The organism is Rathayibacter sp. Leaf185, assembly GCF_001423885.1.
Taxonomy (GTDB): domain Bacteria; phylum Actinomycetota; class Actinomycetes; order Actinomycetales; family Microbacteriaceae; genus Rathayibacter.
On sequence record NZ_LMPP01000003.1, the window covers coordinates 336823 to 362926 of the forward strand.

The following is a 26104-nucleotide window of genomic DNA, read 5'->3' on the forward strand; positions in this document are numbered from 1 at the left end:
GCTAGGGGGCGTTCGGGAGGAGTCCGTCGGGCTCGTCGAGGTCGAGGGTCACGAGGAGTCCCGTGGCGCTCGAGTCGACGGATCGGGGGACGAAGTCGCCGGTCTGGCTGCCGAGCCAGGAGGTGGCGGCAGCGGTCGCGGTGGCGTCGGCGGGAATGCTCGCGCCGTTGTAGCCGGAGAGGAGCATGCGGTGCCGGACCCCCTCCGTCTCGTTGGCGCCGGCGGGGAAGTCGGCGACCGAGAGCGGAGCGGCGGCGAGCTGCTGGCCGAGGAGCAGGAGCAGCCGGGAGTCGACGCTCCCCTCCTCGAGCAGCGCGCGTGCGGCGGGGGTGGTGGTGAGACCCGGGTTGGCAGCGAGCTGCGTGCCTGCGGAGGCGCGCGCGGCGGTCTGGACGGCCGCGGCGGCCGCAGCGGCCTCCGTGCCCTGATCGAGCACGCGGCGCACCTCGACCGAGGAGTCGCCCCGGCCGAACTGCGCGACCGGCTCCGAGTTCTCGAGGGCGGAGGACACCTCGCCGGTCGCCGTCGCGGTCAGCGCCGGCGTGGCCAGGATGTAGTCGGCCGCCCGCCAGGCCGAATCGGGCGCCGCGGCGGCGAGGGTCGACTCCGAGACGATCGTGTCGGAGGGGAAGCCGCCGTCGCTGACCTGATCGACGAGGTCGTCCTGCACGAGCAGCACCGACGAGGGGTCGAGGGAGGAGGCGATCCACGCGACAGCGGCGGCGGTCGTGCCGGGGTCGCCTGCGGGAGCCGGATCGGCGGTGCCGCCGCCCTGCGAGAGCAGCGGGACAGCGACGAGCGCACCTCCGATGACGAGGACCGCCGCCCCGATCCCGATTCCGATGGTGAGCAGGCGGCGACGGTCGCGCGGGGCCCGCTCCTCGGGGGCCGGCTGATCGTTGCGGTTGTCCGGGGCGTCGGCGAGGTTGAGCAGGTGATCGGGGTAGGTCGGCGGGGCGGGCGGGCGATCCTCGGTGAGCAGGTCGTCGAAGGAGTCGGCCGGAGCCTCGTCGACCGCGACGGCGCCCTGCCGGGACACGAAGGAGCGCGACGGCTCGGACGGCCGGTGGTGGATGGTCGCCGGCACGAAGGAGGCGACAGCGGGGTGCGGGAACTCGATCGCGTCGGGATCGAGGGTGCAGACCGCGCCGATGGCCGGGGCCACACCGAACGTCGACACGGCGGCGAGCGAGGGGGCGCTCAGCGGGGCGGACGTCGCGGGCCGCTCGAAGGCGGAGGGGGCGCTCGCCTCGGGGAGCGCGGGGGTCTCGGACTCCTCGGGAGTGTGGGCGGCGCGATCGGCCTCGGCGAGACGCTCGGTCTCGGTGGCGCGCTCGGCGTCAGCCAGACGCTCGGACTCGGCGAGCCGCTCGGCTTCGGCACGACGGTCGGCCTCGGCTGCACGTTCGGCTTCGGCGATGCGTTCGGCCTCAGCCAGACGCTCGACCTCAGCCACACGCTCGGCTTCGGCTGCACGCTCAGCCTCGGCCGCGCGCTCGGCGTCGGCGAGACGCTCCGCCTCAGCAGCACGCTCCACCTCAGCCAGGCGCTCGGACTCGGCGAGCCGCTCGGCTTCGGCCGTACGCTCCGTCTCAGCGGCTCGCTCGGCCTCGGCGACTCGCTCAGCTTCGGCGAGTCGCTCGATCTCGGCGAGGCGCTCGATCTCGGCGAGGCGCTCGATCTCGGCGAGGCGCTCGGTCTCGGCGATGCGCTTGGACTCGGCCAGACGCTCGGCGATGCGCTGCACCACAGCGGCGCGCTCGGCGGCGGCCGCCTCCTCCTGTGCCGACACGGCCGACAGCGCCGACCGGGGCGCGGGCGGAGCGGAATCGGGGAGCGGCGCGAGAGCGGGCGGTGCCACCGGCGCGGGATCGGTACGAGGTGCGGATGCCGGAGCGCCGCCGCCGGACGGGGCGTGACGCGGCGGATCCGGCACGAAGTCGGCGACAGCAGGGTGCGGGAACTCGATGGCATCGAGGTCGAGCTCGCAGTACCGGCCGATCGACGGCGCGGGCACATCGAACGTGGGAAGGCCCGAGCCCGCTGCGAGGTGGTCGCGCCTCGGCGGCTCCGGGACGCTCTGCTCGAATGCGGGCGACTCGTCGTGCACCGTGAATCCGTCGTGGCGGCGGCTCCGGCCGAACAGACGCCGCGCGACGCCGGTGGTCTCGCGCGGCATCAGCGCGAGTCCCGTCCGAGCGCGCGCCGACTGCAGGAGGTCATACCTGCTCTTCGTAGCCCCCCGGCTGTCCGGTCTGGTCCAGCCTGCGATCCGGATCGTCGTCCCCACCTGTGCATCGCCCCAGTCTCCCGGGTGCAGTGGCGCGAGACGAACCCTCTTCGCCGCGCGGAACGGCGTGTCGCTGCCGGAACGGCCCGAGAACGGGGGTGCGGGCACCGCGTCCGCCCGCGATGATCGGAGGATGGACCTCCCGTTCTCGCTCCCGATCGCGCCGATGCTGGCGAAGGCGGTGCTCGCGGTGCCCGCTCAGGACGGCGTGCCCGGCGGCTACTCCTACGAACCGAAGTGGGACGGGTTCCGCGCGATCGTGTCGCGATCGGGCGGTGAGTGCGAGATCGGCAGCCGCGGCTCGAAGCCGCTGACGCGGTACTTCCCCGAGCTGGTGGCGGCGTTCCTCGACCTGCTGCCCGACGGCTGCGTGATCGACGGCGAGATCGTGCTGGCCACCGGCGATCGCGGGGCGCAGCGGCTCGACTGGGAGCTGCTCTCGCAGCGGATCCACCCCGCCGCGAGCCGCGTCGCGATGCTGGCGGAGGAGACTCCCGCGATGCTCGTCGCCTTCGACCTGCTCGCGGTCGACGGGCGGAGTCTGCTCGACGAGCCCTACTCGGCGCGGCGCGCGGCGCTGGCCGACCTGCTCGAGGGCGTCGCGCCTCCGCTGCACCTCGGACGGACCACGGCCGACGAGGCGCTCGCACGCGATTGGCTCGAGCGCTTCGAGGGCGCCGGGCTCGACGGAGTGATCGCGAAGCCGCTCGACGCGCCCTACGCCCCCGGCAAGCGGTCGATGCTCAAGGTGAAGCATCACCGGACGGCCGACGTGGTGGCGATCGGCTACCGCGAGCACACCTCGAAGCAGGGGCTCGGCTCGCTGCTGCTCGGCCTCTACGACGCCGACGGGACCGTGCGGCAGGTGGGCGGCGCCTCCGCCTTCACCGACGCCCGGCGGGTGGAGCTGGTGGACGAGCTCGCCGACGCGGTCGAGCGCGGTGCGGACGGCGAGCCCGTGCGCGGCGACGGCGAGCGGAGCCGCTTCTCGGGCAGCCGCGACACCTCGTTCGTCCGGCTGCGGCCGACGCGGGTGCTCGAGGTGCGCTACGACCAGATGGAGGGCGACCGGTTCCGCCACACCGTGCAGTTCGAGCGGTGGCGACCCGACCGCGAGGCGTCCTCGTGCACCTTCGATCAGCTCGAGCGGCCGACGGCGTACGACCTCGACGACGTGCTCGGCTGACCGCCCGCGTCAGTCCGCCGCAGGCTTCTTGGCGCGGCTCGGCTGCACGCGGGGCGGCTCTCCCGGCATCTTGGGGAAGTCGGGCGGGAACGGCAGCTCGCCGAGCCCCTGCGCGACATCGCGCTCCCACCAGGCCAGCAGGATGTCGAGGCGTCCGGGACTCTCGTGCATCCGCGCCCACGGGTCGCCCGTGGTCGCGAGGCGCTCGGGGACGGTGCGGACGGTGAAGCGGGTGGGGTCGACTCCGTCGAGCTCGTCCCACTCGAGCGGGCACGACACCGGGGCGTGCGCGAGCGGGCGCGGGCTGTAGGCGCCGGCCATGGTGCGGTCGCGGTTCGCCTGGTTGAAGTCGACGAAGATGCGCTCGCCGCGCTCCTCCTTCCACCACGCCGTCGTGACCTGCTCGGGCATGCGCCGCTCGAGCTCGCGGGCGGCGGCGATGACGGCGTGCCGCACCTCGAGGAACTCGTGCTCGGGCTCGATCGGCGCGAAGACGTGCAGGCCGCGGTTGCCCGACGTCTTGACGAACGACTCCAGCTCGGCCTCGCGCAGCACCTCGCGGAGGGCGTGCGCCGCTCGGACGGCGTCGGCCACGTCGGTGCCGGGCTGCGGATCGAGGTCGATGCGGAGCTGGTCGGGCTGATCGGGGTCGCCGGCCCTCGAGGCCCAGGGGTGGAAGGTGATCGTGTTCATCTGCGCGGCCCAGACGGCGACGGCGGGCTCGTCGATCACGAGCTGCGGATGCACGCGGCCGCTCGGGTAGGTGACGGGGACCGAGCGCACGTAGTCGGGCGCACCCTTCGGCGGGTTCTTGGAGAAGAACTGGTCGCCGTCGATCCCCGAGGAGAACCGCTGCAGCGACACGGGCCGGTCGCCGTTCGCGGCGAGGAAGGCGTCGCCGACCGCGATCAGGTACTCCGCCACCTCCCGCTTCGTGATGCCGGGCTCGGGGAAGAGGACGCGCCCGGGACTCGAGAGGCGGACCTCGCGGTCGCCGTGCGGTCCAGGGACGGTGAGGACGACGGCGTCGCTGCTGGGCATGGTGTGAGGCTAGACCGCGGTGCCGCCGGGCGACAGGGGTCCGCCGGGGCGGCGGCGGAGGCGGATCGGGCCCTTCGCGCGCGACGGGTCGACGATCTGCCCGCCCTGCACGATGTCGATCTCGCCGCGGTCGACGAGCCGGCGGGCGGCGCGGCGGACGGGCTCCATCAGCGGGCGCCAGTCCTCGCCTCCGACCTTCCGGGCGACCTCGGACGGGCACGCGGTCGAGGCGGCGGCCCGGGCGAGGAGGATCTGGCGGATCTCGTCCTCGAGCATCGCCTCCTCGGGACCGACGCCGCGGCGACGGCAGGCGTCGGAGCAGTAGCGGACGCTCTCCCAGTCGCGGGCCCACTTCGCGCGCCACTCGATCTCGCGGCCACAGGAGGCGCAGGTCTTGCTCTCGGGGCGGGCGGAGGACTCGCGGACGCGGTGGGCCATGGCTCGAGTGTGCGCGCGCGGGGTGCGGGTGCGCGACGGGTTGCGGAGCCGGCGTGCGGTCTGCAGGAGATGGTGCGATCTGCAGGAGGTGGTGCGGTCTGCAGGAGACCGGACCCCGGATCCGGGATCGGCGCGGCGGAGAGCGCTCTGCTGCGCGCGACACCTGCAGAGCGCACGTCCGACTCCTGCAGATCGCACCGCAGGGAATCCAGGGAGCGAGCGCAGGAGCCGGTGTCATACTCCGCAATGCGGCGAAGGCGCCTCCGGTCGTGCGACAGGCTGGAGGGGCAGTGCTGCGGCGCGAAGGCGGGCCGACCCTGCGCCGCATCCCCGATCGATCAGGAGCCTCCGATGAGCCGTGAGAACCTCGCCACCACTCCGGCCGCCGACGACCCGCACCCCCGTGCCGCGTTCGCGGGACTGTCGCCGGACGAGTTCAAGCTCGCGTTCCGCAACCACGCCGCCGGAGTCGCGCTGATCACCGCCGATCCGGGGACGGGGCCCGTCGCGCTGACCGCGACCTCCGTCTTCTCGGTGAGCGCCGAGCCTCCGCTGTTCGTGTTCTCGCTCTCATCGGCGTCGTCGAGCTCGCCCGCGATCCAGGCGTCCGAGACCCTCGTCGTCCACCTTCTCGGCGCCGGCCAGCTCGATCTCGCCCGCCTGGGCTCGACCAGCGGCATCGACCGCTTCGCCGACACGTCGATCTGGTCGCGACTTCCCACGGGCGAGCCGTACTTCCCGACCGCCGCCGCGTGGATCCGCGGCACCGTGATCAACCGCATGGAGGCGGGGTCGTCGACCATCGTCGCGGTCCACGCGCTCGAGGCCCACGTGCCCGAGGACTCGGACACGACCGCTCCGCTCGTCTACCACAACCGCACCTGGCACCACCTGGGCGAGCACTCCCGCCTGAACTGAGGCGCGCCACTCCCCCGGCGCCGCGTGAGAACGCAGAAGTTGTCGTAGTCGCATGCCGAGTACGACAACTCCTGCGTTCTCGAGGGGTGGATGCGCCTACGCGGACGGGCCCGTCGCGACCGGGCGGCCGGGGGTGTTCGACCACTGCGACCACGAGCCGGGGTACAGGCGCGGCGCGAAGCCCGCGAGGGTGAGCGCGACCGCGTCGGCGGCGGCCGTCACTCCGGAGCCGCAGTACACGCCGACGGGAGCATCGGCCCGCACCCCGACCGCCTCGAAGCGCGCGCGCAGCTCGGACGCCGGGAGGAACCGCCCGTCGGAGTCGACGTTCTCGGTCGCCGGCGCGTTGAGCGCCCCCGGGATGTGCCCGGCGCGAGGGTCGATCGGCTCGACGTCCCCGCGGTACCGCTCGGGGGCGCGGGCGTCGAGCAGCACACCGGCGGAGGGGAACGCGGCCGCCGCGTCGATGTCGAGCACCGGCAGGGAACCGTAGGCGAGCTCCACATCACCCTGCTCCGGAGTCGCCGGCCCGGTCTCGAGCGAGCGACCCGAGCCGGTCCACGCGCGGAGCGAGCCGTCGAGCAGCCGCACATCCGAGACTCCGGCCGCGCGCAGCAGCCACCAGGCCCGGGCGGACGAGAGGTTCTTGAGGTCGTCGTAGACCACGACGGCCTGCCCCCGCCGCAGGCCCCAGCCGCGTGCCGCCTCCTGCAGCGCCTCGATCGGAGGCAGCGGGTGCCGCCCGTCGCCGGGGTCACCGTGCGAAGCCAGCTCGCGATCGAGGTCGACGTACACGGCTCCCGGCACGTGTCCCTCGAGGTACGCGGGTCTGCCGTCGGGCCGGTCGAGGCGCCAGCGCACGTCGAGGACGAGCGGGGGCTCCGGCGACGCGAGCGCCGCCTCCAGCTCGTCGGGCGTCACGAGGACGGCAGCGCGGTCCGGGATGTCGGTGCCGGTGGAGGAGGCAGTGTCGGTCATGACCGTCCTTTCGAGTGCGCTCACAGCGCGGTTCCGGGATTCAGGATGCCCTGCGGATCGAACAGCCGCCGCACCGCGCGCTGCAGGGCGACGATGTCGGGGCCGAGTTCGCGCCGGGCCCACTCGCGCTTGAGGCCGCCGACGCCGTGCTCACCGCTGACGGTGCCGCCGAGCTCGAGGGCGAGGGCGAACACCGCCTCGGCCGCGGCGTCGGCCTGCGCGCGCGCCTCCGCCGAGTCGTCGCGGAGGCGGATGATCGGGTGCAGGTTGCCGTCGCCGGCGTGGGCGAAGACGTAGACGTCGGCCCCGGTGTCGGCGGCGATCGCGTGGATGCGGCGGATCGCCTCGGCGAGGCGCGACCGAGGCACGGCGATGTCCTCGATCAGCACGCGCCCGCGCGCCTCGATGGCGGGCAGGGCATCGCGACGCGCGGCCGCCAGGGCGAGCCCCTCGGCGGCGTCGAGCGTGGTCTCGACGCTGGTCGCGGTCACCGCGAGCACGGCGCGCACCGCCTCGATCTCGTCCGCCGCGCCGTAGCCGTCGGTCTGCACGAGGAGGAACGCGCCTCCGCGGGCCGCCAGATCGCTGCCGCGCAGACTATCGATCGCCTCGAGTGTGCGGTCGTCGACGAGCTCGAGGACGCTCGGGCGGAGCCCCGCCAGCGCCAGCGCGACCGCCGCCTCGGCTCCCGCGGCGACGTCGGTGAAGAACGCGGCGGCGGTCGCAGTGATGCGCGGCCGCGGCAGGAGGCGCAGGGTCGCACCGACGACGACGCCGAGACTCCCCTCCGACCCCACCACGAGAGCGGTCAGGTCGAGGCCGACGACGCCCTTCACCGTGTCGCGGCCGAGGTGCACGAGGGAGCCGTCGGCCAGGACGACGTCGAGGGCGAGTACGGCGTCGCGCGTCACTCCGTACTTCGCGCCGCGCAGCCCGCCCGCGTTGGTGGCGATGTTGCCGCCGATGGTCGAGATCTCGACGCTGCCGGGGTCGGGGGCGTAGAGGAGGCCGTGGCGGGCTGCGGCGCGATCGAGATCGGCGGTGATCACCCCGGGCTCGACGCGCGCGATGCCGTCGACCGCGTCGATCGAGAGGATGCGGTCGAGCCCCGAGACGTCGAGCACGATCACGCCCTCGCCCGCGCTCGCGGCGCCCGCGAGTCCGGAGGCGGCCCCGCGCGTCACCACGGGGATCCCGTGGGCGGAGGCGTACGCGAGCGTCGCGCGGACCTCGTCGACATCGCGGGCGCGGACCACTCCGACGGGGTCTCCGCCGGGCGACCAGCCCGAGCGATCGGCCAGCGCGACGGCCGGCGCGAAGTCCGGGGCGACGGGCGGGGCGACGGCGCTCACGCCTCCACCCGCGTGATGATCGCCGCGGTCGCCGCCGACGCCTTCACCCGCTCGAGGAACAGCACCACGGTCGCCGCGGCCGAGCGGTGCGTCGCGTCGTTCAGCGCGTCGTGCCGCCCGTCGGCGAGGAGGTGGATCTCGGCGCGCGGGGCGGTGCGGTAGACGGCCACCGCCTCCGCCGCGGGGCTGATCGCGTCGGCCTCGCCGTGCAGCGCGAGCAGCGGGGCGCGCACGGCGCTGGCCGCGACCGCGAGCAGCGACGGCGGCAGCACCGCGTCGCGCGCGCCGGCGTCGGCCTCACGCGCCAGCACGCCTGCGTGGTTCGGGCAGGCGGTCCGCTCGGCGATGCCCTCGCCGCCCTCGGCGCGGACGGGCAGACCGGCGACGATCACCGCGTCGACCGCGTCGGGGTGGGTGGCGGCGATCTCGAGGGCCACGGCCGCGCCCGCGTCGGAACCGACGAGCACGAGGGGCGAGACGGCCGCGGGGTCGCGGAGGAGCTCGAGCGCCGCCTCCCGCACGCCCACTCTGGTCGCGTCGCCGAGGGCGCGGACGCGGTAGGCGTCGCGGGCGATGCGGCTGCCGAAGCGCTCGTAGACGGCGGGAGTCTCGCCGCGGCCGCCGAGGACGATCAGCGTGCCGCGGGGGGCGATGCCCTCGGGCTCGTCGAAGTGCCGCGCCGGGAGGACGGGGATGGTCAGGGTCATGCGGGCACTCCTTCAGGAGAGGGGACGAAGACAGAAGAGGGGACGGAGAGCTCGGCGAGGGCCAGCGGCACGACGGCCGCCTCCCGACCGCGGAGCCCGAGGAGGAACTGCAGCCGCTCGCTCACCGGCACGGCGACGCCCGCGCGCCGGGCGAGCAGAACGACCTCGCCGGTGAGGTGATCGACCTCGCTGCCGGCACCGCGGGCGAAGCTCTGCCAGGTCGAGAGACGACCGGGAGTGTGGCCGGCGACGGGGTCGACACGGAGGCGCGTGCCGTCGTCGTCGGCGACCGTGCGGCCGTTCGCGGTGAGCGCGAGGCGCGCCTCGGCCACGAGCACCTCGCGCAGGGCGGCGCGCTCGTCGTCGCTGCCGGTGAAGAGATCGAGGCCGTTGACGGCGTTCGCGAGCAGCTTGCGCGCCTTCCACGCACTGATGTCGGGCACCGCGCGGGCCGCGAAGCCCGCGCCGCGGAACGTCGCGGCGAGCGCCTCCGCCCGCGGATCGTCGGCGTCGGGATGGGGGCCGATCCACAGTGCGCCGACGGTCGGGAACGACGGGGAGACGACTTCGCCCGGGGTGAGGAAGCTGGCCGCGATGCCGATCGAGACGCCGTGCACCTCGGCGAAGCGCCGGAGGGCCAGGTCCTCGGCCGCGAGTCCGTTCTGGAAGGTGAGCACCGGCAGGGTGGCGCCCGCTCCCCCGCCGGCCAGCGGCGTCCACGCCCATTCGGCGAGCGCCGCCTCGGCGTCCTGCGCCTTGACGGTGAGGACGAGCACGTCTCCCCGGCGGGGCGCGGCCTCGAGGGGCCCGCTTGCCACGGGAAGGGGCACGATCTCGTCGCCGGCCGGTCGTCGGAGGCGCAGCCCGCGCTCGCGGACGAGGCGCAGGTGCTCGCCGCGCGCGATCAGGACGACGTCCTCCCCCGCGAGGTGCAGCTGCGCCGCGACGACCGAGCCCACAGCGCCTCCGCCGATGACGACGAAGCGCCGGCTCACGAGGCCACCGCCGAGGCGCCCGGGATCGCGGCCAGCAGCGTCCGGGTGTACTCCGCCTCCGGGGAGCGGAAGACGCGCGACGTGGTGCCCGCCTCCTCGACCCGGCCGCGGTTGAGCACCACGATCTCGTGCGACACCTCGGCGACGACCGCGAGGTCGTGCGAGATGAAGAGGTAGGCGACGCCGAGGTCGCGCTGCAGCTCGACCAGCAGCTCGAGGATCTGCGCCTGCACCGACACGTCGAGGGCCGACACCGGCTCGTCGAGCAGCACGAGGTCGGGGCCGAGCGCGAGCGCCCGGGCGATCGCCACCCGCTGCCGCTGGCCGCCCGACAGCTCGGCGGGCAGGCGGGACAGGAAGGAGTCGGGCAGCCCGACCCGGTCGAGCAGCTCGTGGGCGCGGGCGAGGCGGGAGGCGCGATCGCCGACTCCGAAGGACACCAGCGGCTCGACGACCGACTCCAGCACGGTGAAGCGCGGGTCGAGCGCCGCGAACGGATTCTGGTGCACCAGCTGGATGCGCCGGCGCAGCGGCCGCCACTGCTTCTCGCGCGCCGTCGTCAGGTCGGCGCCCTCGACGAGCACGCGGCCGCTCGACGCGCGCTCCAGCCCGAGGGCGATCCGGAGCGCGGTCGTCTTGCCCGACCCCGACTCCCCCACCAGCGCGAGCGTCTGCCCGGCGCGCACGGTGAACGACACGTCGTCGAGCGCGCGGAAGTCGCCGCGGCGCCCCGGCAGCGGGAAGTCCTTGACGACGTTCTCGATCCGGAGGATCTCGGGTGCCGGTTCGACGTGCTCGAAGCGCGGCACGACCCTCCCGCCGTGCCCGAGACCGGGCGCCGCGGCGATGAGGGCGCGGGTGTACTCCTCGCGCGGCGAGACGAGGATCTCGGCCGGCGGACCCTGCTCCACCACCCGGCCCGCGCGCAGCACGAGCACGCGGTCTGCCCGGTCGGCCGCGACCGCGAGGTCGTGCGTGATGATCAGCAGCGCGATCCCCTGCTCGCGGACCAGCGACTGCAGGTGGTCGAGGATCCGCTTCTGCACCGTGACGTCGAGGGCGGAGGTGGGCTCGTCGGCGATGATCAGCCGCGGCTTCCCCGCCAGGGCGATCGCGATCAGCGCCCGCTGGCGGAGCCCGCCCGAGAGCTCGTGCGGGTACTGCCGCGCCCGCAGCTCCGGGTCGTCGATCCCGGCCTGCCCGAGCGCCTCGAGCACCTCGGCGTCGACCGAGCGGCGGTCGACGCCGCGCAGGCGCACGGCCTCGGCGACCTGCGCACCGATCCGGAGGGTCGGGTCGAGCCCGACCATCGGGTCCTGCGGCACGAGTCCGACGAACCGGCCGCGAAGGCGTCGCAGCTCCTTCTCGGAGGCGCGGGTCACGTCGTCCCCGGCGATCTCGATCGAGCCGCCGAGGATCCTGCCGTTCGCGGGCAGCAGCCCGAGCACGGCGTTCGCGGTCGTCGACTTGCCCGACCCCGACTCGCCGACCACGGCCACGATCTCGCCCGGTGCGATCTCGAGCGAGACCTCGTGCACGACGGTCTGCTCGCCGTAGGCGACCGAGAGGCGGTCCAGCCGCACGAGCGCGCTCATCGCTGCACCTCCTCGACGGTCTTCGCCACGTGGTTGAGCGAGAACACCAGGAGTCCGACGAACAGGCCGGGCAGCAGCGAGAGCCACGGGCTGGTCACCAGGTAGTTGCGGCCGCTCGAGATGAGCGTGCCCCACTCCGCGGCGGGTGGTGCGGCACCGAAGCCGAGGAAGCTCAGGGCCGCGACGGCGATGATCGCCGTGCCGAGGTCGAGCACCGCCAGCACGGCGACCGGGCCCCACGAATTCGGGAGCACGTGCCGCACGAGGATGCGCAGGCGGGTGGCGCCTCCGGTGCGGGCGGCCTCGACGTAGGGCAGCGTCTTCACCCGCAGGACCTCGGCGCGGGTGGTGCGCGCGAAGCCCGGCAGGATCCCGATGCCCACGGCGAGCGCCACCGGCAGCGTGCCGAAGCCGATCGCGGTGACGATGGCGAGCGCCAGCAGCAGACCCGGGATCGCGAGCAGCACGTCGACGATCCGCATGATGACGGCGTCGACGACTCCGCCCGCATAGCCCGAGACGACGCCGAGCGCGAGACCGCCGACCAGGGCGATCGCGAGGGCGATTACCGTGGCCTGGACGGTCAGCGCCCCGCCGTGCAGGACCCGCGAGAGCAGGTCGCGGCCGAGCTCGTCGGTGCCGAAGGGGTGCGCACCGCTGGGCGCCTGCAGCTTGTCGACCGGAGCCGTCGCGTACGGGTCGTAGCCGGTGAACAGCGCCGGGACGATCGCCGACAGCAGCACGAAGACGGCGAAGGCGAGCGCGAGCACGAATCCCGGTCGGCGCAGGAGGAGCCGGAGCGTCCTCAGCCGCCGGGCAGACCTCCCGTGCGCGGCGCGCTCTCGGGGCTCGGAGGCGAGCGTCACGGCGGTCTCGGTGCGGGTCAGTTCGAGCGTCATGGCCGGCTCGCCTTCGCTGTCGTGGTGATGCGCGGATCGAGGAGGGGGTAGAGCAGGTCGACGAGGAGGTTGATCCCGACGAAGACGGCCGCGGCCAGCACCACGATGGCCTGCACCACCGGCACGTCCTGGGTGAGCACCGACTCCTGGGCGAGCGTGCCGATGCCCTGCCGGGCGAAGATCGTCTCGGCGACGATCGCGCCGGTGACGGTGTTGCCGGCCAGGATGCCCAGGATCGTCAGCGTCGGCAGCGAGGCGTTGCGGAACGCGTGCCGCCACTGCACCGCACCGCGGGAGAGCCCGGTGGCGCGCGCGGTCGTGATGTACGCCTCCCGCTCGACGTCCGCGAAGCTGCGGATCAGCACCTGGGCGAGCATCGCCGAGGTGGGGATCGCCATCGTCACCGCCGGCAGGATCAGGCTCGCCGGCGTCGCGCTGCCGGTGGAGGGCAGCAGATGCAGAGTGAAGGCGAAGAACTGGATGAGCAGCAGCCCGATCCAGAACCCGGGGAAAGCGACTCCCGCCGACGGGAGTCGGCTCAGCACCACCTTGAGCGGCCGATACCGCACGTACGCCGCCAGGTAGGCCAGCGCGGTGCCGCCGACGAGCGCGAGCCCGATCGCGAGGGCGCTCAGCTGGAGGGTGCCGGGCAGCTTCTCGGCGATCAGGTCGGCGACCGGGATCCCCTTGGTGATCGAGGTGCCGAAGTCGCCCCGGAGCGCACCGCCGAGCATGTGCAGGTACTGCTGCCAGACCGGCTGGTCGAGTCCGTAGCGCGCCTGCGCCTCGGCGAGCTGCTGCGGGGTGAGGGAGTCGAGCTCGACGTTGTTGGCCGAGAGCAGGAGCGCCAATGGATCGCTCGGCAGCAGCCACAGCACCGCGAAGGTCACGGTGTAGGCGGCCCACAGCACGAGAACGGCCTGACCCAGCCGGCCGGCGACGTAGCGGCCGAGGCCCGAGGGGGCCGAGCGGGTGCCCGGCCTCCTCGGCGCCGCGAGCGTCGTCATCGCTGGATCCAGGTCCCGGCGAAGTCGCCGAACGCCTCGGACGTGAAGCGGAACCCGTGCACCGCCGACGAGACGCCCGCGAGCTGCACCCGCTCGGCGAAGGGGAAGACCAGCGCGTTCTCGAGCAGGTAGTCCTGCAGCTCGGCGTAGACGTCCGCCCTGGCCGTCGCGTCGACGGTCTGGACTCCCTCGTCGAGCAGCGCCTGCACCTCGGTCGCCTGCGCGGCGGTGAAGTTGTTGACCGCCTGCGCCTTCGATCCGGCGTACCGGGAGTCGATGATCCACTGGATCACTCCCGGATCGGCGCGGGTGTAGTAGGTCGAGATCAGGTCGTAGTCGCCGCTGGTCAGCACGTCGGCGCGCTGCGCCGCGGTGATCACGTTCAGCTCGAGGTCGATGCCGACCTGCTTGAGCTGGTCCTGGATCAGCTGATCCCCGGCTCCGAACTGCGCGACAATCGGCGTCGAGAGGGTGAGCCTCGTCCCGTCCCTGTAGCGGTAGCCGTCGTCCTCCAGCGCCCAGCCCGCCTCGTCGAGCAGCTCGCCCGCGCCGTCGGCGTCGAAGGCCAGCGTCGCGGACTCGTCCTCGTAGAACGGCGTCGTCGTGTCGTAGACGCTGGTCGCGGCCGGGTAGTCCGCTCCGAAGACGGTCGACGCGTAGGTCTCGCGGTCGATCGCCTTCTGCACGGCCTGCCGCACCGTCTCGTCGGCCAGGATCTTCCCCTCCGCGATGTTCGGGTAGTAGTTGTACGCCGGGCCCGGCAGTGACCGGCTCTCGACGGAGTCGCCGCCGCCGGTGATCACCGCCTGGTCGTTCTCGGAGATCGGGTTGCGAGGCCAGGCGATGTCGATCTCGTCGCTCGTCAGCTGGCCGACGCGGACGCTGTCCTCGGCGACGTAGCTGATGTCGATCCCGTCGAGATGCGCCTCCCCGGTGTTCCCGCGCAGGGCTGAGCCCCAGGCGTAGCCGGCGCGCTTGTCGAGCGTGATGCCCGTGCCCGGCGTGTAGTCGGTCAGCGTGAAGGGCCCCGAGCCGACCACGGCCCCGAGGCAGCGCTCCTCGGGCGTCTTCTCGTACGAGGACGCGGCGAGGATCGCGAGGTTGGTGGTCGAGGTGCCCTGGAGGAACGCGGCGTTCGGGGTCGAGAAGGTGACCTTCACCGTGTCGGCGTCGATCACCTCCGTGCCCGAGTAACCGGAGAGGTAGACGCCGCCGTAGGCCGCGGGCAGCTGGGCGAGCGTCGCCTGGTCGTTGTCGAACGCCGTCTTCACGCTGTCGGCGGTGAAGGCGGTGCCGTCCGAGAACGTCACATCGGTGCGCAGGTTGAACGTGTACTCCGTACCGGCCTCGTCGACGCTCCAATCCGTGGCGAGCCACGGCTCGATCTCGCCCGTCTCCGGGTCCTGGTCGGTGAGGGAGTCGGCGACATTGCGGATCACGGTGCGGTGCTCGATCCAGTAGGTCTGGAACGGGTCGACGCACGAGAAGGCGGCGTTGTCGGGGAAGAACGCGAGCGAGAGCCGGCCGCCGTCGACCGGGGTCCCGTCGGTGGAGGCGGTTCCCGCGTCGGAGGATCCGGAGCAGGCGGTCAGAGCGAGGGCGGTGGCGAGGGTGAGCGCGGCGGCGCCGGCCCAGCGGGATCGTCGGAGAGTCATGGCTGTGTGTCCTAAGAGGAAGAAAGGGTCAGAACGCGGCGAGGGTGCGCGTGCCGGCGATCAGGAGGGCGGCGTCGTCCTGCGGCGGGTGCACCCGCGAGGCCAGGACGTCGCGGAGGTGGCGCTCGAGCGGGTGGTGCCGCGTGAGCCCCGGGTTGCCGAGGGCGGCGACGGCGGTCTCGACCGCGGCGATCGCCGAGCGGGTGGCGAGCAGCTTGCCGACGACGAGGCGCTCGGCGGCCCTCGGGTCGCCGGCGTCGACGCGGGCGGCGAGCGAGAGCAGCACCTCCTCGGCCTGCACGAGCTGCGCCTCGATCTCGCCGGCGACCGAGCGGATGCGCTCCGTCGTCGCGATCGGGCGGCCGAGCGAGGTCGGGATCCGCTCGTTCGCGAACCGCACGAAGAAGCTCTGCGCCGCCCGCCCGATGCCGACGTAGAGCGCCGCGACCGCGAGGCCGAAGCCTCCGCCGGCCCCCGCCTCCGGAGCGAGCTGTGAGCGCGGGACGCCGCGGAAGTACTCGAGCGGCAGGCGCACCTGCTCGTAGACCACGTCGTGAGTGCTCGAGGCCCGCTGACCGAGGTGGTCCCAGGTCTTCTCGACCCGGACCCCCGGGGCGTCTCCCGGCACGATCGCGTGTGCGAGCTCCGGCTCGCCCGAGGGTCCCTGCAGGTCGACCGCCCAGACCAGGTGGTAGGCGAGCCCCTCGGAGCCGGTGGCGAAGCCCTTGCGCCCCTCCAGCACCCACTCGTCGCCGTCGCGGCGGATGGTGGTGGCGGGCAGCCCGCCGCGGGCGGGGGCGCCCCATTCGGGCTCGGCGCGCACCGCGTTCAGCAGCACCGGGCGCTCGGCGGAGTCGGCGAGGACGCGGCGGTACAGCTCGTCGGGCCAGGTCGCCCCTCGGTCGTGCGCGGCGTGCTGCAGCACGGTCATCGCCGAGATCAGCGCGACGGCCGGATCGCCCTGGCCGAGTGCCCCGAAGATCCGGACGAGATCGACGGTGGAGGGCGGCGTGCCGCCGTAGCGGGAGCCGACCGCGACGGTGAGCAGTCCCGCCTCGTGGACGGCGCGGATCCCCTCCCACGGGAACTCGGCGGTGCGGTCGTAGTGCTCGGCGGTCTCGGCCAGGCGCGCGGTGAGGCGCGCGAGGGCGCGGTCCGAGAGGTCGGGGACGAGGCGGGCGGGGGCGTCGAGGAGCGTCACGCGATCGCTCCGACCAGCTCGGGGCTCTCGAGCGGAGGCTGCGCGACGATCTCGCCGCGGCGTCCGGACGCCTCGCGGTGCGCGAGCTCCTCGCGGACCAACGGGATGATGTAGCGCCCGTAGTCGACCGCGTCGTTGAGGTTGTCGTAGCCGCGGATCGAGATCAGGTCGGCGCCGAGGTCGACGTAGTCGAGGATCGCCGCCGCGACGGTCTCGGGGGTGCCGACGAGAGCGGTGGAGGCGCCCTGCGCACCGGTCGCGGTCGCCGTCGGGGTCCAGAGGGCGCGGTCGTGCAGATCCTTGCGGCTCGCGATGTCGAGCAGGCGCTGCGAGCCGACGTTCGCCGGTCCCTTCGCGTCGGGTGTCTGCACCCAGAGGCCCTTCTCGCCCTTCCGAGGGGTCGCGGTCGCGCTCGAGCGGCCCTGCAGGATCCCGAGGATCCGGTGCGCCTTCTCCCACGCGAGCTCCTCGGTCGGCGCGATGATCGGCCGGAAGGTGACCCAGGTGCGCGGAGTGTCGGCGCGACCCGCGGCGAGCGCGGCGTCGGCGATCCGGTCGATCTGCTGCTGCGTGTCGGCCAACGGCTCGCCCCACAGTCCGAAGATGTCGGCGAGCGCCCCGCCCTGGCGGTAGGCCTCGTCGCTCGAGCCGCCGACCGAGACGGGGATGCTCCCGCGCACCGGTCGCACCCGCGAGACGAAGTCCTCGAAGCGGTAGTAGGTGCCCTCATGATCGAAGGGCTCGGTCGCCGACCACACCTGGCGCAGGATCCGGATGTACTCCTCCTGGCGGGCGTAGCGCTCGACCTTGCCCAGGCGGTCGCCCTCGCGGGCCTGCTCGTGGTCGTTGCCTCCGGCGATGAAGTGCACCACGGCGCGGCCGCCCGAGAGCTGGTCGAGCGTGGCGAGCGCCTTGGCGGCGACGGTCGGGTAGACCGTGTTCGGCCGCAGCGCGACGATCGGCTTCAAGTGCTCGGTGTACTGCGTCACCGCGGCGGCGACGGTGAACGGGTCGTGCCCGGCCGAGCCGTAGGGCACCAGTGTGTAGTCGAAGCCGCCGTCCTCGAGGATCCGGGAGTAGCGGCGGAGGTGGGCGACGTCGATGCCCGCCTGCGTGAGGCCGTTGACCTCATTGGAGCTGTTGACGTTGATCGCGGAGATGAACTCGACGGCCATGGTGGTGGTCCTTTCGAAGGGGGTGCGCGAAGGCGCGGAGACGGTGCGCGGGCGCGGCGCAGCGGCCCGGCGGAGGGGGTCGACGGCGCTGCACGAGGAGCGCCCGTCGCGAGCGGCCGAGGATGCGGCCGTGTCAGAGGAGGGTGACGCCGAGGCGTCAGCGCAGGCGACGCGGAGGCGTCAGCGCCGGGCCGTCAGCGAGAGGCCGGACAGGAACATCCGCGCACCGACGCGAAGGGGTTCCCGCCCACGAGCATTCGGCGGCGCATCCGACCGGCCGCTGCTCCGAGGCGCGCCACTCGCACCGCGCCGAAGGGCACGGTCGAGACGAGGGCACGCGGAGAGGTCATGTCATCGACGCTACGGGCGGCCGCAGCCCGGCGTCCAACGATGATTCCGGATGCGTTCCGATCGGCGAATCCGATCATTGGTAAGAATTCGTCATGGTCACGAGCGCACCTCGCGCAGCGGCGTTCTGACGCGGGACGCGCCGAACAGCTCGGTGAGCGCAGCGAGCGCCGTGTCCTCGACATCGGGCGCGAGTCCGCGGCGCGAGACCAGCCGGAGGTTCACCGAGCCGAGTGCCGGCAGGTCGCGCCGCACCTCGAGACCGTCGGCAGCGGCGCCCTGGTGCGAGGTCGGGAGCACCGCGACTCCGATGCCCGCTCGCGCCGCAGCGATCACGCCCTCGAGCCCCGCGGACTCGGCGACGACCCGCACCTCGTGCCCGAACGCGCCGAGCTGCTGCAGCGCGCGCTGGCGCATCCCGCACGGCTCGGAGTAGGCGACGAGCGGGATCGGCGCGCCCTCGGGAGGCTGCCAGCCGGGCGCCGCGTACCAGTCGAGCGGCAGCGTCGCGACTTGGCGGCCCGGCAGGTCGCCGCCGACCCCGAGGATGACCGCGAGGTCGACGACTCCGCGGGCCACCGCCTCCGCCAGATGGGTCGAGCGGTCGAGAGAGAAGGTCAGGGGCCGATCGTCGAAGGCACGCTGCAGGGTCTCGAGCAGGCGCGGCAGCAGCTGCTCGACGGCGGGCTCGGTCAGGCCGAGGGCCAGCGGGTTCTCGCTGGCCGCGTCCAGCGTCTCGAGCGCGTCGTCGTGGACGGCGAGAATGCGGCGGGCCTGCACGAGGAGGCGCTCGCCGGCCGGCGTGAAGCGGGCCTTCCGCCCGACCTTCTCGATGAAGGTGCGCTCGAGCCGGCGCTCGAGGGTGCGGACGTGCTGCGAGACCGTCGGCTGGCTGATGTGCAGCGCGACGGCCGCACGCCCGAAGCCGCCGCAGTCGGCGATCGCCACGAGCGTGCGCAGGTGGACGATGTCGAGGGTCTCGGGCATCCCCCGACGCTACTGACGCACCGTGGCCGCCTCGACGGCGCCTGCAACACGCCGACATGTCGGGCGAGACGACGGAGCGGACGAGACCCCGGAAGGTCCCGTCCGCTCCGTCGTCCAGGGCTCAGTGCGCGATCACCGGCTCCGCTCCGGCGGTCGGGCTGATCGCGTCCGACTTCCGGCGGAACAGCAGCACCGACAGCACCGCGCCGAGGGCGAAGAAGCCGGCGCCCCAGCCGTACGCCACCGCGTAGCTCTGCACGGCCGCCTCCGCCGCCGTGGCCGCTGTCGCCGGGGTGTGCGAGGCGAGGTAGTCGGTGACCGCGGTGGCCGCGAGCGTGTTCAGCAGCGCCGTGCCGATCGATCCGCCGACCTGCTGGCTGGTGTTGACCATCGCCGAGGCGACTCCGGCGAAGCGCATGTCGACTCCGCGGGTCGCCGTCTGCATCGAGCCGGGCATGATCGAGCCCATGGCGAAGCCGAGCACCATTAGTGCGGGCAGCACGTCGGCGGCGTACGCGCTGTCGAGGTCGAGGCGGGTGAGCAGCAGCATTCCGATCACGCCGAGCACCATGCCGAACGGCACCATGATCTTCGGCCCGAAGCGGGGCAGCAGGAGGTTCGTCGAGAGCTGGGCGGCGAGCACCAGCATCCCGATCATCGGGAGGAAGGACAGACCGGTCTGGATCGGCGAGTAGCCCAGCGACACCTGCAGGAAGTAGGTGACGAACAGGAAGATCCCGAACATCCCCGCTCCCGCGATCAGCACCGACAGGTAGGCGGCGCCGCGGTCGCGGTCGAGCACGATATGCAGCGGCAGCAGCGGGTGCTCGGTGGTGCGCTGGCGCTGCACGAAGCCGACCAGCAGCACCACGGAGGCGGCGAGCGGCACCCAGGTCATCGGCGAGTCCCAGCCGTCGGTCTCGGCGTTGGCGAAGCCGAACACCAGGCCGAACAGCGCGGCCGAGACCAGGATCGTGCCCGGCACGTCGAGCCTCGGGCGGGGCCCGGTGCGGTCGATGGCCGGGACGAAGACGATCGCGCCGATCACCGCGACGACCGCGATGATCACGTTGATGTAGAGGTTCCAGCGCCAGTCGAAGCTCTCGGTGAGCACGCCGCCGAGGAGGAGGCCGACGGCGCCGCCGGCTCCCGCGATCGCGCCGAAGACGCCGAACGCGCGCGCCCGCTCCTTCGGCACGGTGAAGGTCGTGGTGAGCACCGCGAGCGCGGTCGGGGCGAGCAGAGCGCCGAAGACGCCCTGAAGGGCGCGGGCCGCGATCAGCAGCTCGAAGTTCGGCGCGGCGCCACCCAGGGCGGAGGCGATGGCGAAGCCGATCAGGCCGATGATGAAGGTGCGCTTGCGGCCGATGAGGTCGGAGAGGCGGCCGCCGAGCAGCAGGAGGCTGCCGAAGGCGAGCGAGTAGGCGGTGACCACCCACTGGCGGTCACCGTCCGAGAAGCCGAGGTCGGCCTGGGCGGCGGGGAGGGCGATGTTCACGACGGTCGAGTCGAGCACGACCATGAGCTGGGCGAGTCCGACGGCGACGAGCGTCCACCATCGGCGGTTCGAGGGGGCCGGGACCGCGGGGGCGGTGACTACCGGCAGGGAGGAGGTCTGCGACATGGAGGCGACCATATACGAGACTCCGGAGTTTCGGAACTGCCCGGTTCAGTATTCGTCGTAGAATTCACGTGGCCGTCACACGGGCGGCCTCCGATCGACAGGAGACGCCGCGATGATGCCGCCCCCTCCCCCGACCATCGACTCCGACGCCCCCGCGCGTCCGGGTCGCCGCCGCGACCCGAGCCGCGACGTCGAGATCCTCACCGCGGCCCTCGACGTGCTCGCCGAGACCGGCTACGACGGCATGACCATCGACATGGTCGCCTCGCGGGCCCGTGCCGGCAAGGCCACGCTCTACCGCCGCTGGGACTCGAAGGCCGAGCTCGTGGTCGAGGCGCTCGCCTGCATGAAGGGCGCCGATCTCACGGAGGCGGCGCTCCCCGACACCGGCACGCTCCGCGGCGACCTCGTCGCCCTGATCAAGCCCCGCACGATGGAGGACGCCGAGCGCAAGCTCCAGATCATGGCCGGTGTCGTCGCCATGATCTCCAAGTCGCCCGACCTCTCGGACGCCGTGCGGGCCGCGATCGTCGAGCCGCGCGCGCGGGCGAACAGCTTCCTCCTGCGCCGCGCGATCGCCCGCGGCGAGATCGCACCGGACGTCGACGTCGAGATGGTCGCGCTGATCTCCCCGTCGATGGTCGCCTACCGCGTGCTGCTGCTGCGCGAGCCGATCGACCGCGACTACCTGGTGTCGCTGATCGACGAGATAGTGATGCCCGCGGTGGGGCTGCGCGGGGGGATCTGACAGGCGGATCGCTAGTCGCCCAGCTCGAGAAGGAGTTTCCCGGGGAGGGCGCGGTGCGGCCGGACGGGCGAAGGCCCGCCTCCGGTCGTGGAAGCGGGCCTTCGCCGAAGCCGTTCCCTACGGCGCTCCGGGAAGACTCTCGCAGGGCACGCCGTCGCCGTCGCCGTCGAGATTTCCGGCGTTTGCGTACGTCTGGAACCACGCGTTGGCGGCCGCCCAGTCACCCTGTCCTCGGAAAGAGTCGCAGGTCCGCTCAGGTCCGTTCGGGCGCGGTCCAGGCCCCGGAGCAGGCCCGGGCTGCGGAGCGGGAGCAGGCGCGGCCTGGTTGCTCTGCCAAATGGGCACCGCTCCTCGGTAGATGACGAGGTTGCCGTCGTTCTGCATGACCATGCGCGCCCCAGGGTTGCCGCTGGTACCCGACTGCCACCTGACCTGATTGCTCGCGGAGTAGATCACCGCATTGCCGTCGGCCTGCATGACGAGCCGGTTGCCCCCGCCGGTCGTGCCGGTGCTGAAGCGCACGGATCCACGGCTGTAGACGACGAAGTTGCCGTCCGACTGCATCACGGCCTCGCTGCCCCGGTCGCTCGAGCGCAGGCCGCGGCCCGACCCGAGCTCGTTGCCCGAGGAGAGCGTGTCCTCGATGGCGGGTGCAGGGGGCGCGGGAGGCGTGTAGCTGGACCACAGCGGACGGTCGGTGGTCGAGTAGATCACGAGGTTGCCGTCGTTCTGCATCACCATGCGAGCGCCCGCGCTCCCACTCGTGAACGACTGCCAGAGGGGGCGGCCGTCGGAGGAGTAGACGACGGCGTTGCCGTCGGCCTGCATCGCCAGCCGATTGCCCGCGCCCGTCGTGCCGGCGGAGAAGCGCACGCCGTTCGCGCTGTAGACGACGAAGTTGCCGTCGGCCTGCACGACCGCGCGCGATCCTCCGTCGCTCGATAGAAGCTGCTGACCGGAGCGGAGCTCACCGCCTCCGGAGAGCACGTCGCGCAGGACGGGCGCGGGAGGCGTGTAGGTCGACCACAGTGCCCGACCGGAGGGCGAGTAGATGACGAGGTTGCCGTCGTTCTGCATCACCATCCGCGCACCCGGGGTGCCCGAGGTGCCCGACTGCCAGCGGACGGCGCCTCCGGACGAGTACACGACCGCGTTGCCGTCGGACTGCATCGCCAGCTTGTTCCCGGCTCCCGACGTCCCCGCGTTCCAGCGCACGGCGTCGCCGCTGTAGACCACGAAGTTGCCGTCGACCTGCATGACGGCGCGCGAGCCTCCGTCGGTCGAGGTGAGCTGCTGCGAGGAACGCAGCTCTTCTCCCCCGCGCAGGGTGTCGCCGGTCACGGCGGGAGGAGTCGACGTCGAGGTCGCCCAGGCGGCCGTTCCGTTGCTGCGGTAGATCACGAGATTGCCGTCGTCCTGCATCACGAGGACGGCGCCTGGGTTGCCACCCGTGCCCGAGTTCCAGACAGCGCTGTTCGAAGCGGTGTAGACGACCAGGTTGCCGTCACCCTGCATGACGAGGCGCGTTCCGCCCGAGCCTCCCGTGCCGGTGCTCCAGCGGGCGTTGTTCGTGTCGTCGTAGAGGACCGCGTTGCCGTCCGACTGCAGGGTGAAGCGGAAGAAGCGGTTCGGCGACGTGATGCTCTGGTTCGCGGTCAGCGACTGGCCGCCGACGAGCCGGTCCGGCCGCGTCGCGGGCGGAGGTGTCGGCGTCGGGGTCGGAGTCGGGGTGCGCGTCGGCGCGACGGTCGGCCTCGGCGTCGCGGTCGGAGCGACCGTCGCGGTCGGAGCGACCGTCGGCGTCGGAGCGACCGTCGGCGTCGGCGTCGGCGTCGCGGTGGGAGCGACCGTCGGCGTCGGCGTCGGCGTCGCGGTGGGAGCGACCGTCGGCGTCGGCGTCGGCGTCGCGGTGGGAGTCGGCGTCGGCTCGGGAGTGACGGTGGGCTCGGGAGTCGCTGTGGGAGTCGCGGTGGGCTCAGGAGTCGCCGTCGGCTCGATCACCCCGGCCGGCAGGGCGGAGGCGAGCGGGGCGAGCGCGGCTGCGCCACCCGTCACGAGGAGACAGGCGAGAGTGATCGCGGCGACGCGGCGAAGCACGGGTTGTGGCACGGAGTGGCCTTTCGCGGTGCAGAGCAGGCGGAGCCACTCGTCGTCGAGTGGCCTGCGGAGCGTGGCACGCGCTCACCGCGGCCGTCCAGACCCCCAACGGGAAACCACCCAGTCGGCCCTCGCGGGCCACTCGGCCGGGTCCGGCGGCACGAGCACCCCCGCGGAGTCTCCTAAAATCGGAGCCATGTCGAAAGTGTTGAGCAGTCTGCCCGTGGGCGAGCGTGTCGGAATCGCATTCTCGGGAGGCCTCGACACATCCGTCGCTGTCGCCTGGATGCGCGAGAAGGGTGCCGTCCCGTGCACCTACACCGCCGACATCGGCCAAGCCGACGAGCCCGACATCGAGAGCGTGCCCTCTCGCGCCGCGCAGTACGGCGCCGAGATCTCGCGCCTCGTCGACGCGAAGAGCGCGCTGGTCGAGGAGGGCCTCGTCGCCCTCCAGTGCGGCGCCTTCCACATCCGCTCGGGGGGCAAGACCTACTTCAACACCACCCCGCTGGGCCGTGCGGTCACCGGCACGCTGCTGGTGCGCGCGATGCGCGAGGACGGCGTCGACATCTGGGGCGACGGCTCCACCTACAAGGGCAACGACATCGAGCGGTTCTACCGCTACGGTCTGCTCGCCAACCCGCGCCTGCGCATCTACAAGCCCTGGCTCGACGTGCAGTTCGTCAACGAGCTCGGCGGCCGCACCGAGATGTCGGAGTGGCTCGTCGCCCGCGGCTTCCCGTACCGCGACGCCACCGAGAAGGCCTACTCGACCGACGCCAACATCTGGGGCGCGACCCACGAGGCCAAGCGCCTCGAGGAGCTCTCGAGCGGCATGGAGCTGGTCGAGCCGATCATGGGCGTCGCCGCCTGGCGCGAGGACGTCGAGATCGCCGCCGAGACGGTGTCCGTCCGCTTCGAGGCCGGTCGCCCCGTCGCGATCAACGGCGTCGAGTACTCCGACCCGGTCGCTCTCGTCCTCGAGGCGAACACGATCGGCGGACGCCACGGCCTGGGTAACTCCGACCAGATCGAGAACCGGATCATCGAGGCCAAGAGCCGCGGCATCTACGAGGCGCCGGGCATGGCCCTGCTGCACCTGACGTACGAGCGCCTGCTCAACGCGATCCACAACGAGGACACCATCGCGCAGTACCACTCGGAGGGCCGCCGCCTCGGCCGCCTGATGTACGAGGGCCGCTGGCTCGACCCGCAGTCGCTGATGCTGCGCGAGTCGATCCAGCGCTGGGTCGGCTCGGCCGTCAGCGGCGAGGTCACCGTGCGCCTGCGCCGCGGGGACGACTACACGATCCTCGACACGTCGGGTCCGGCGCTGAGCTACCACCCCGACAAGCTGTCGATGGAGCGCGTCGGCGACGCCGCCTTCGGCCCGGAGGACCGCATCGGGCAGCTCACGATGCGCAACCTCGACATCGCCGACTCGCGCTCGCGCCTCGAGCAGTACGCGGCCGCCGGACTGGTCGGCGGCTCGACCGCCGAGCTGGTCGGCCACCTCGAGATCGGCGAGGGCGAGGCGATCACCGAGGGCGGAGGCTCCGCCGCGGCCGACGCGCTCGGTCGCGCGACCGACCTCGCCTCCGAGGGCGCCGCGTTCGACGCCGGCACCGACTGACACGCTGCACGCCGGAAGCCCCCGCGCACGCCCGTCCTCGAGATCGGGCGTGCACGGGGGCTTCCTCCGTGCACGCCGCGTCGTCGGCTCGCGTGAACCCGTTCGGCTCGCACGAATCGCCGGTTTCCGCGGGTCGAACCCGGTTCGGCGAGCCGGAGGTGCGTCAGGACGCGTGCGGCGCCCGCACCAGCGCCAGCGCCGCGTCGACCGTCGCCACCGACTGCGCGGAGTCGACACGCGCCAGCACCAGCGCAGCGACCAGCAGCGACACCAGCACGTCGGCCTGCTGCGCTAGCCACCCGGAGGAGGCGCTCGGCCAGCGCGACGCCGCCCCCGCCCGCATCGCGGCCAGCAGCTCGGCCCGGTAGTCGGCGATCACCTCGCGCACGGCGTCGTCGCGCGCGATCGGCGCGCCCGCCGCGTTCAGCAGCAGGCAGCCGCTCCGCGCCGAGATCGACGCCGCGTCGGCGAGGGCGCCTCGCAGCCCCGTGAAGTAGTCCTCGAGCGCTCCGAAGTCGACGGTCTCCGTCACCAGAGGCGCCAGCCGCGGTCGCACCACCTCGTCGAGGTAGCTCTGCACCGCCGCGTCGAACAGCCCGCGCTTGCTGCCGAACGCGTGGTAGAGGCTCGATCGGCCGACGCCGGTCGCCGTCTCGAGCTCGGGCAGCGACGCCTCCTCGAAGCCCCGCTCCCAGAACACGGCGCGCGCGGCGCGGACGACCGCCCCGGTCTCGAAGCCCTGCAGCCGACCCATCGCGCCTCCCTGGTTGTGTAACGCTCGATCCAGTATATTGTGGACCAGCCATTACACAATCAGGAGGCTCTCCCGTGATCGTCATCGGACTCGTGCTCGCGGCCCTCGCCGCGCTGCTGCACGTCTACATCTTCGTGCTCGAGTCGCTCCTCTGGACGACTCCGCGGGCCCGCACCACCTTCGGCACGAGTGCGGGCGAAGCCGAGGCGACCAGGGAGCTCGCGTTCAACCAGGGCTTCTACAACCTGTTCCTCGCGATCGTGACGATCGTCGGAGTCGTGACGCTCGCCTCCGGAGCCACCGCCGTCGGCGCCGCGCTGGTCTTCACCGGCACCGGCTCGATGGTCGGGGCCGCGCTGGTCCTGCTGCTCTCCTCCCCCGCGAAGCGCCGCGCCGCGCTGACCCAGATGGCTCCGGGTCTGCTCGCGGTGATCGCGCTCGCGATCGGCCTCGCCGCCTCCTGAACCGCCGCCCCA

22 protein-coding genes are annotated in these 26104 nt (G+C 73.0%); 5 read left to right on the top strand and 17 right to left on the bottom strand.

The window, feature by feature from the left end:
* Nucleotide 1: 1 nt before the first annotated feature.
* Nucleotides 2-2179, bottom strand: coding sequence for a hypothetical protein (locus ASG06_RS13920; protein WP_056043299.1), 2178 nt, complete (start codon nt 2177-2179; stop codon nt 2-4).
* Between the two features lie 244 nt (nt 2180-2423).
* Here ASG06_RS13920 and ASG06_RS13925 point away from each other — a divergent pair, with 244 nt between their 5' ends.
* Nucleotides 2424-3476 (top strand): ATP-dependent DNA ligase, encoded by a 1053-nt coding sequence (locus tag ASG06_RS13925; RefSeq protein WP_056043303.1) that lies wholly within the window; start codon nt 2424-2426, stop codon nt 3474-3476.
* A gap of 9 nt (nt 3477-3485) precedes the next feature.
* On the opposite strand, the gene ligD is transcribed toward ASG06_RS13925, so the two are convergent.
* Together ligD and ASG06_RS13935 are read right to left on the bottom strand one after the other, a co-directional pair.
* A complete protein-coding gene (gene ligD, locus ASG06_RS13930; RefSeq protein ID WP_056043306.1) occupies nt 3486-4517 on the bottom strand; it encodes a non-homologous end-joining DNA ligase in 1032 nt (343 codons plus the stop codon).
* 9 nt (nt 4518-4526) lie between these two features.
* Entirely contained in the window at nt 4527-4955 is a 429-nt protein-coding gene (locus tag ASG06_RS13935; RefSeq protein WP_056043309.1) for a DUF2256 and DUF3253 domain-containing protein, read from the bottom strand.
* 351 nt (nt 4956-5306) lie between these two features.
* Here ASG06_RS13935 and ASG06_RS13940 point away from each other — a divergent pair, with 351 nt between their 5' ends.
* Nucleotides 5307-5873, top strand: coding sequence for a flavin reductase family protein (locus ASG06_RS13940; protein WP_056043313.1), 567 nt, complete (start codon nt 5307-5309; stop codon nt 5871-5873).
* A gap of 96 nt (nt 5874-5969) precedes the next feature.
* On the opposite strand, the gene ASG06_RS13945 is transcribed toward ASG06_RS13940, so the two are convergent.
* The 12 genes from ASG06_RS13945 to ASG06_RS14000 form a co-directional block, all read right to left on the bottom strand.
* Entirely contained in the window at nt 5970-6851 is an 882-nt protein-coding gene (locus ASG06_RS13945; RefSeq protein WP_056043316.1) for a sulfurtransferase, read from the bottom strand.
* A 20-nt stretch (nt 6852-6871) separates the two neighbouring features.
* On the bottom strand, nt 6872-8203 hold the full coding sequence (locus ASG06_RS13950; protein ID WP_056043319.1) for an FAD-binding oxidoreductase: 1332 nt from the start codon (nt 8201-8203) through the stop codon (nt 6872-6874).
* Nucleotides 8200-8910 (bottom strand): alpha/beta hydrolase, encoded by a 711-nt coding sequence (locus ASG06_RS13955; RefSeq protein WP_056043321.1) that lies wholly within the window; start codon nt 8908-8910, stop codon nt 8200-8202. Before ASG06_RS13955 ends, ASG06_RS13950 begins: the two co-directional genes overlap by 4 nt.
* Nucleotides 8907-9905 carry a ketopantoate reductase family protein gene (locus ASG06_RS13960; protein WP_056043324.1) on the bottom strand — a complete coding sequence of 333 codons (999 nt, stop codon included), beginning with the start codon at nt 9903-9905 and terminating at the stop codon, nt 8907-8909. Before ASG06_RS13960 ends, ASG06_RS13955 begins: the two co-directional genes overlap by 4 nt.
* A complete protein-coding gene (locus ASG06_RS13965; RefSeq protein WP_056043327.1) occupies nt 9902-11500 on the bottom strand; it encodes a dipeptide ABC transporter ATP-binding protein in 1599 nt (532 codons plus the stop codon). The genes ASG06_RS13960 and ASG06_RS13965 overlap by 4 nt, the downstream gene beginning before the upstream one ends.
* On the bottom strand, nt 11497-12399 hold the full coding sequence (locus tag ASG06_RS13970) for an ABC transporter permease (protein ID WP_056043329.1): 903 nt from the start codon (nt 12397-12399) through the stop codon (nt 11497-11499). Before ASG06_RS13970 ends, ASG06_RS13965 begins: the two co-directional genes overlap by 4 nt.
* Nucleotides 12396-13406, bottom strand: coding sequence for an ABC transporter permease (locus tag ASG06_RS13975; RefSeq protein WP_056043332.1), 1011 nt, complete (start codon nt 13404-13406; stop codon nt 12396-12398). Before ASG06_RS13975 ends, ASG06_RS13970 begins: the two co-directional genes overlap by 4 nt.
* Entirely contained in the window at nt 13403-15061 is a 1659-nt protein-coding gene (locus tag ASG06_RS13980; protein WP_056043335.1) for an ABC transporter substrate-binding protein, read from the bottom strand. Before ASG06_RS13980 ends, ASG06_RS13975 begins: the two co-directional genes overlap by 4 nt.
* 28 nt (nt 15062-15089) lie before the next feature.
* Nucleotides 15090-16262 carry an acyl-CoA dehydrogenase family protein gene (locus ASG06_RS13985; RefSeq protein ID WP_056043337.1) on the bottom strand — a complete coding sequence of 391 codons (1173 nt, stop codon included), beginning with the start codon at nt 16260-16262 and terminating at the stop codon, nt 15090-15092.
* On the bottom strand, nt 16259-17437 hold the full coding sequence (locus ASG06_RS13990; RefSeq protein ID WP_056043341.1) for an LLM class flavin-dependent oxidoreductase: 1179 nt from the start codon (nt 17435-17437) through the stop codon (nt 16259-16261). The genes ASG06_RS13985 and ASG06_RS13990 overlap by 4 nt, the downstream gene beginning before the upstream one ends.
* Before the next feature lie 447 nt (nt 17438-17884).
* Nucleotides 17885-18772 carry a LysR family transcriptional regulator gene (locus ASG06_RS13995; protein WP_056043343.1) on the bottom strand — a complete coding sequence of 296 codons (888 nt, stop codon included), beginning with the start codon at nt 18770-18772 and terminating at the stop codon, nt 17885-17887.
* A gap of 121 nt (nt 18773-18893) precedes the next feature.
* Nucleotides 18894-20396 carry an MFS transporter gene (locus ASG06_RS14000; protein ID WP_231727743.1) on the bottom strand — a complete coding sequence of 501 codons (1503 nt, stop codon included), beginning with the start codon at nt 20394-20396 and terminating at the stop codon, nt 18894-18896.
* A gap of 112 nt (nt 20397-20508) precedes the next feature.
* Between ASG06_RS14000 and ASG06_RS14005 the strand changes: the two genes are divergently transcribed.
* A complete protein-coding gene (locus tag ASG06_RS14005; RefSeq protein WP_056043349.1) occupies nt 20509-21144 on the top strand; it encodes a TetR/AcrR family transcriptional regulator in 636 nt (211 codons plus the stop codon).
* A 117-nt stretch (nt 21145-21261) separates the two neighbouring features.
* Here ASG06_RS14005 and ASG06_RS14010 read toward each other — a convergent pair whose 3' ends face one another.
* Nucleotides 21262-23253: a hypothetical protein gene (locus ASG06_RS14010; RefSeq protein WP_082499242.1), complete on the bottom strand. Its 1992-nt coding sequence runs from the start codon at nt 23251-23253 to the stop codon at nt 21262-21264.
* A gap of 184 nt (nt 23254-23437) precedes the next feature.
* On the opposite strand from ASG06_RS14010, the gene argG reads away from it, so the two are divergent.
* Nucleotides 23438-24874, top strand: coding sequence for an argininosuccinate synthase (argG, locus tag ASG06_RS14015; RefSeq protein WP_056043355.1), 1437 nt, complete (start codon nt 23438-23440; stop codon nt 24872-24874).
* 163 nt (nt 24875-25037) lie between these two features.
* On the opposite strand, the gene ASG06_RS14020 is transcribed toward argG, so the two are convergent.
* Nucleotides 25038-25628 (bottom strand): TetR/AcrR family transcriptional regulator, encoded by a 591-nt coding sequence (locus tag ASG06_RS14020; RefSeq protein WP_056043358.1) that lies wholly within the window; start codon nt 25626-25628, stop codon nt 25038-25040.
* A gap of 74 nt (nt 25629-25702) precedes the next feature.
* Between ASG06_RS14020 and ASG06_RS14025 the strand changes: the two genes are divergently transcribed.
* Nucleotides 25703-26092, top strand: coding sequence for a DUF1304 domain-containing protein (locus ASG06_RS14025; RefSeq protein WP_056043361.1), 390 nt, complete (start codon nt 25703-25705; stop codon nt 26090-26092).
* Nucleotides 26093-26104: the final 12 nt, after the last annotated feature.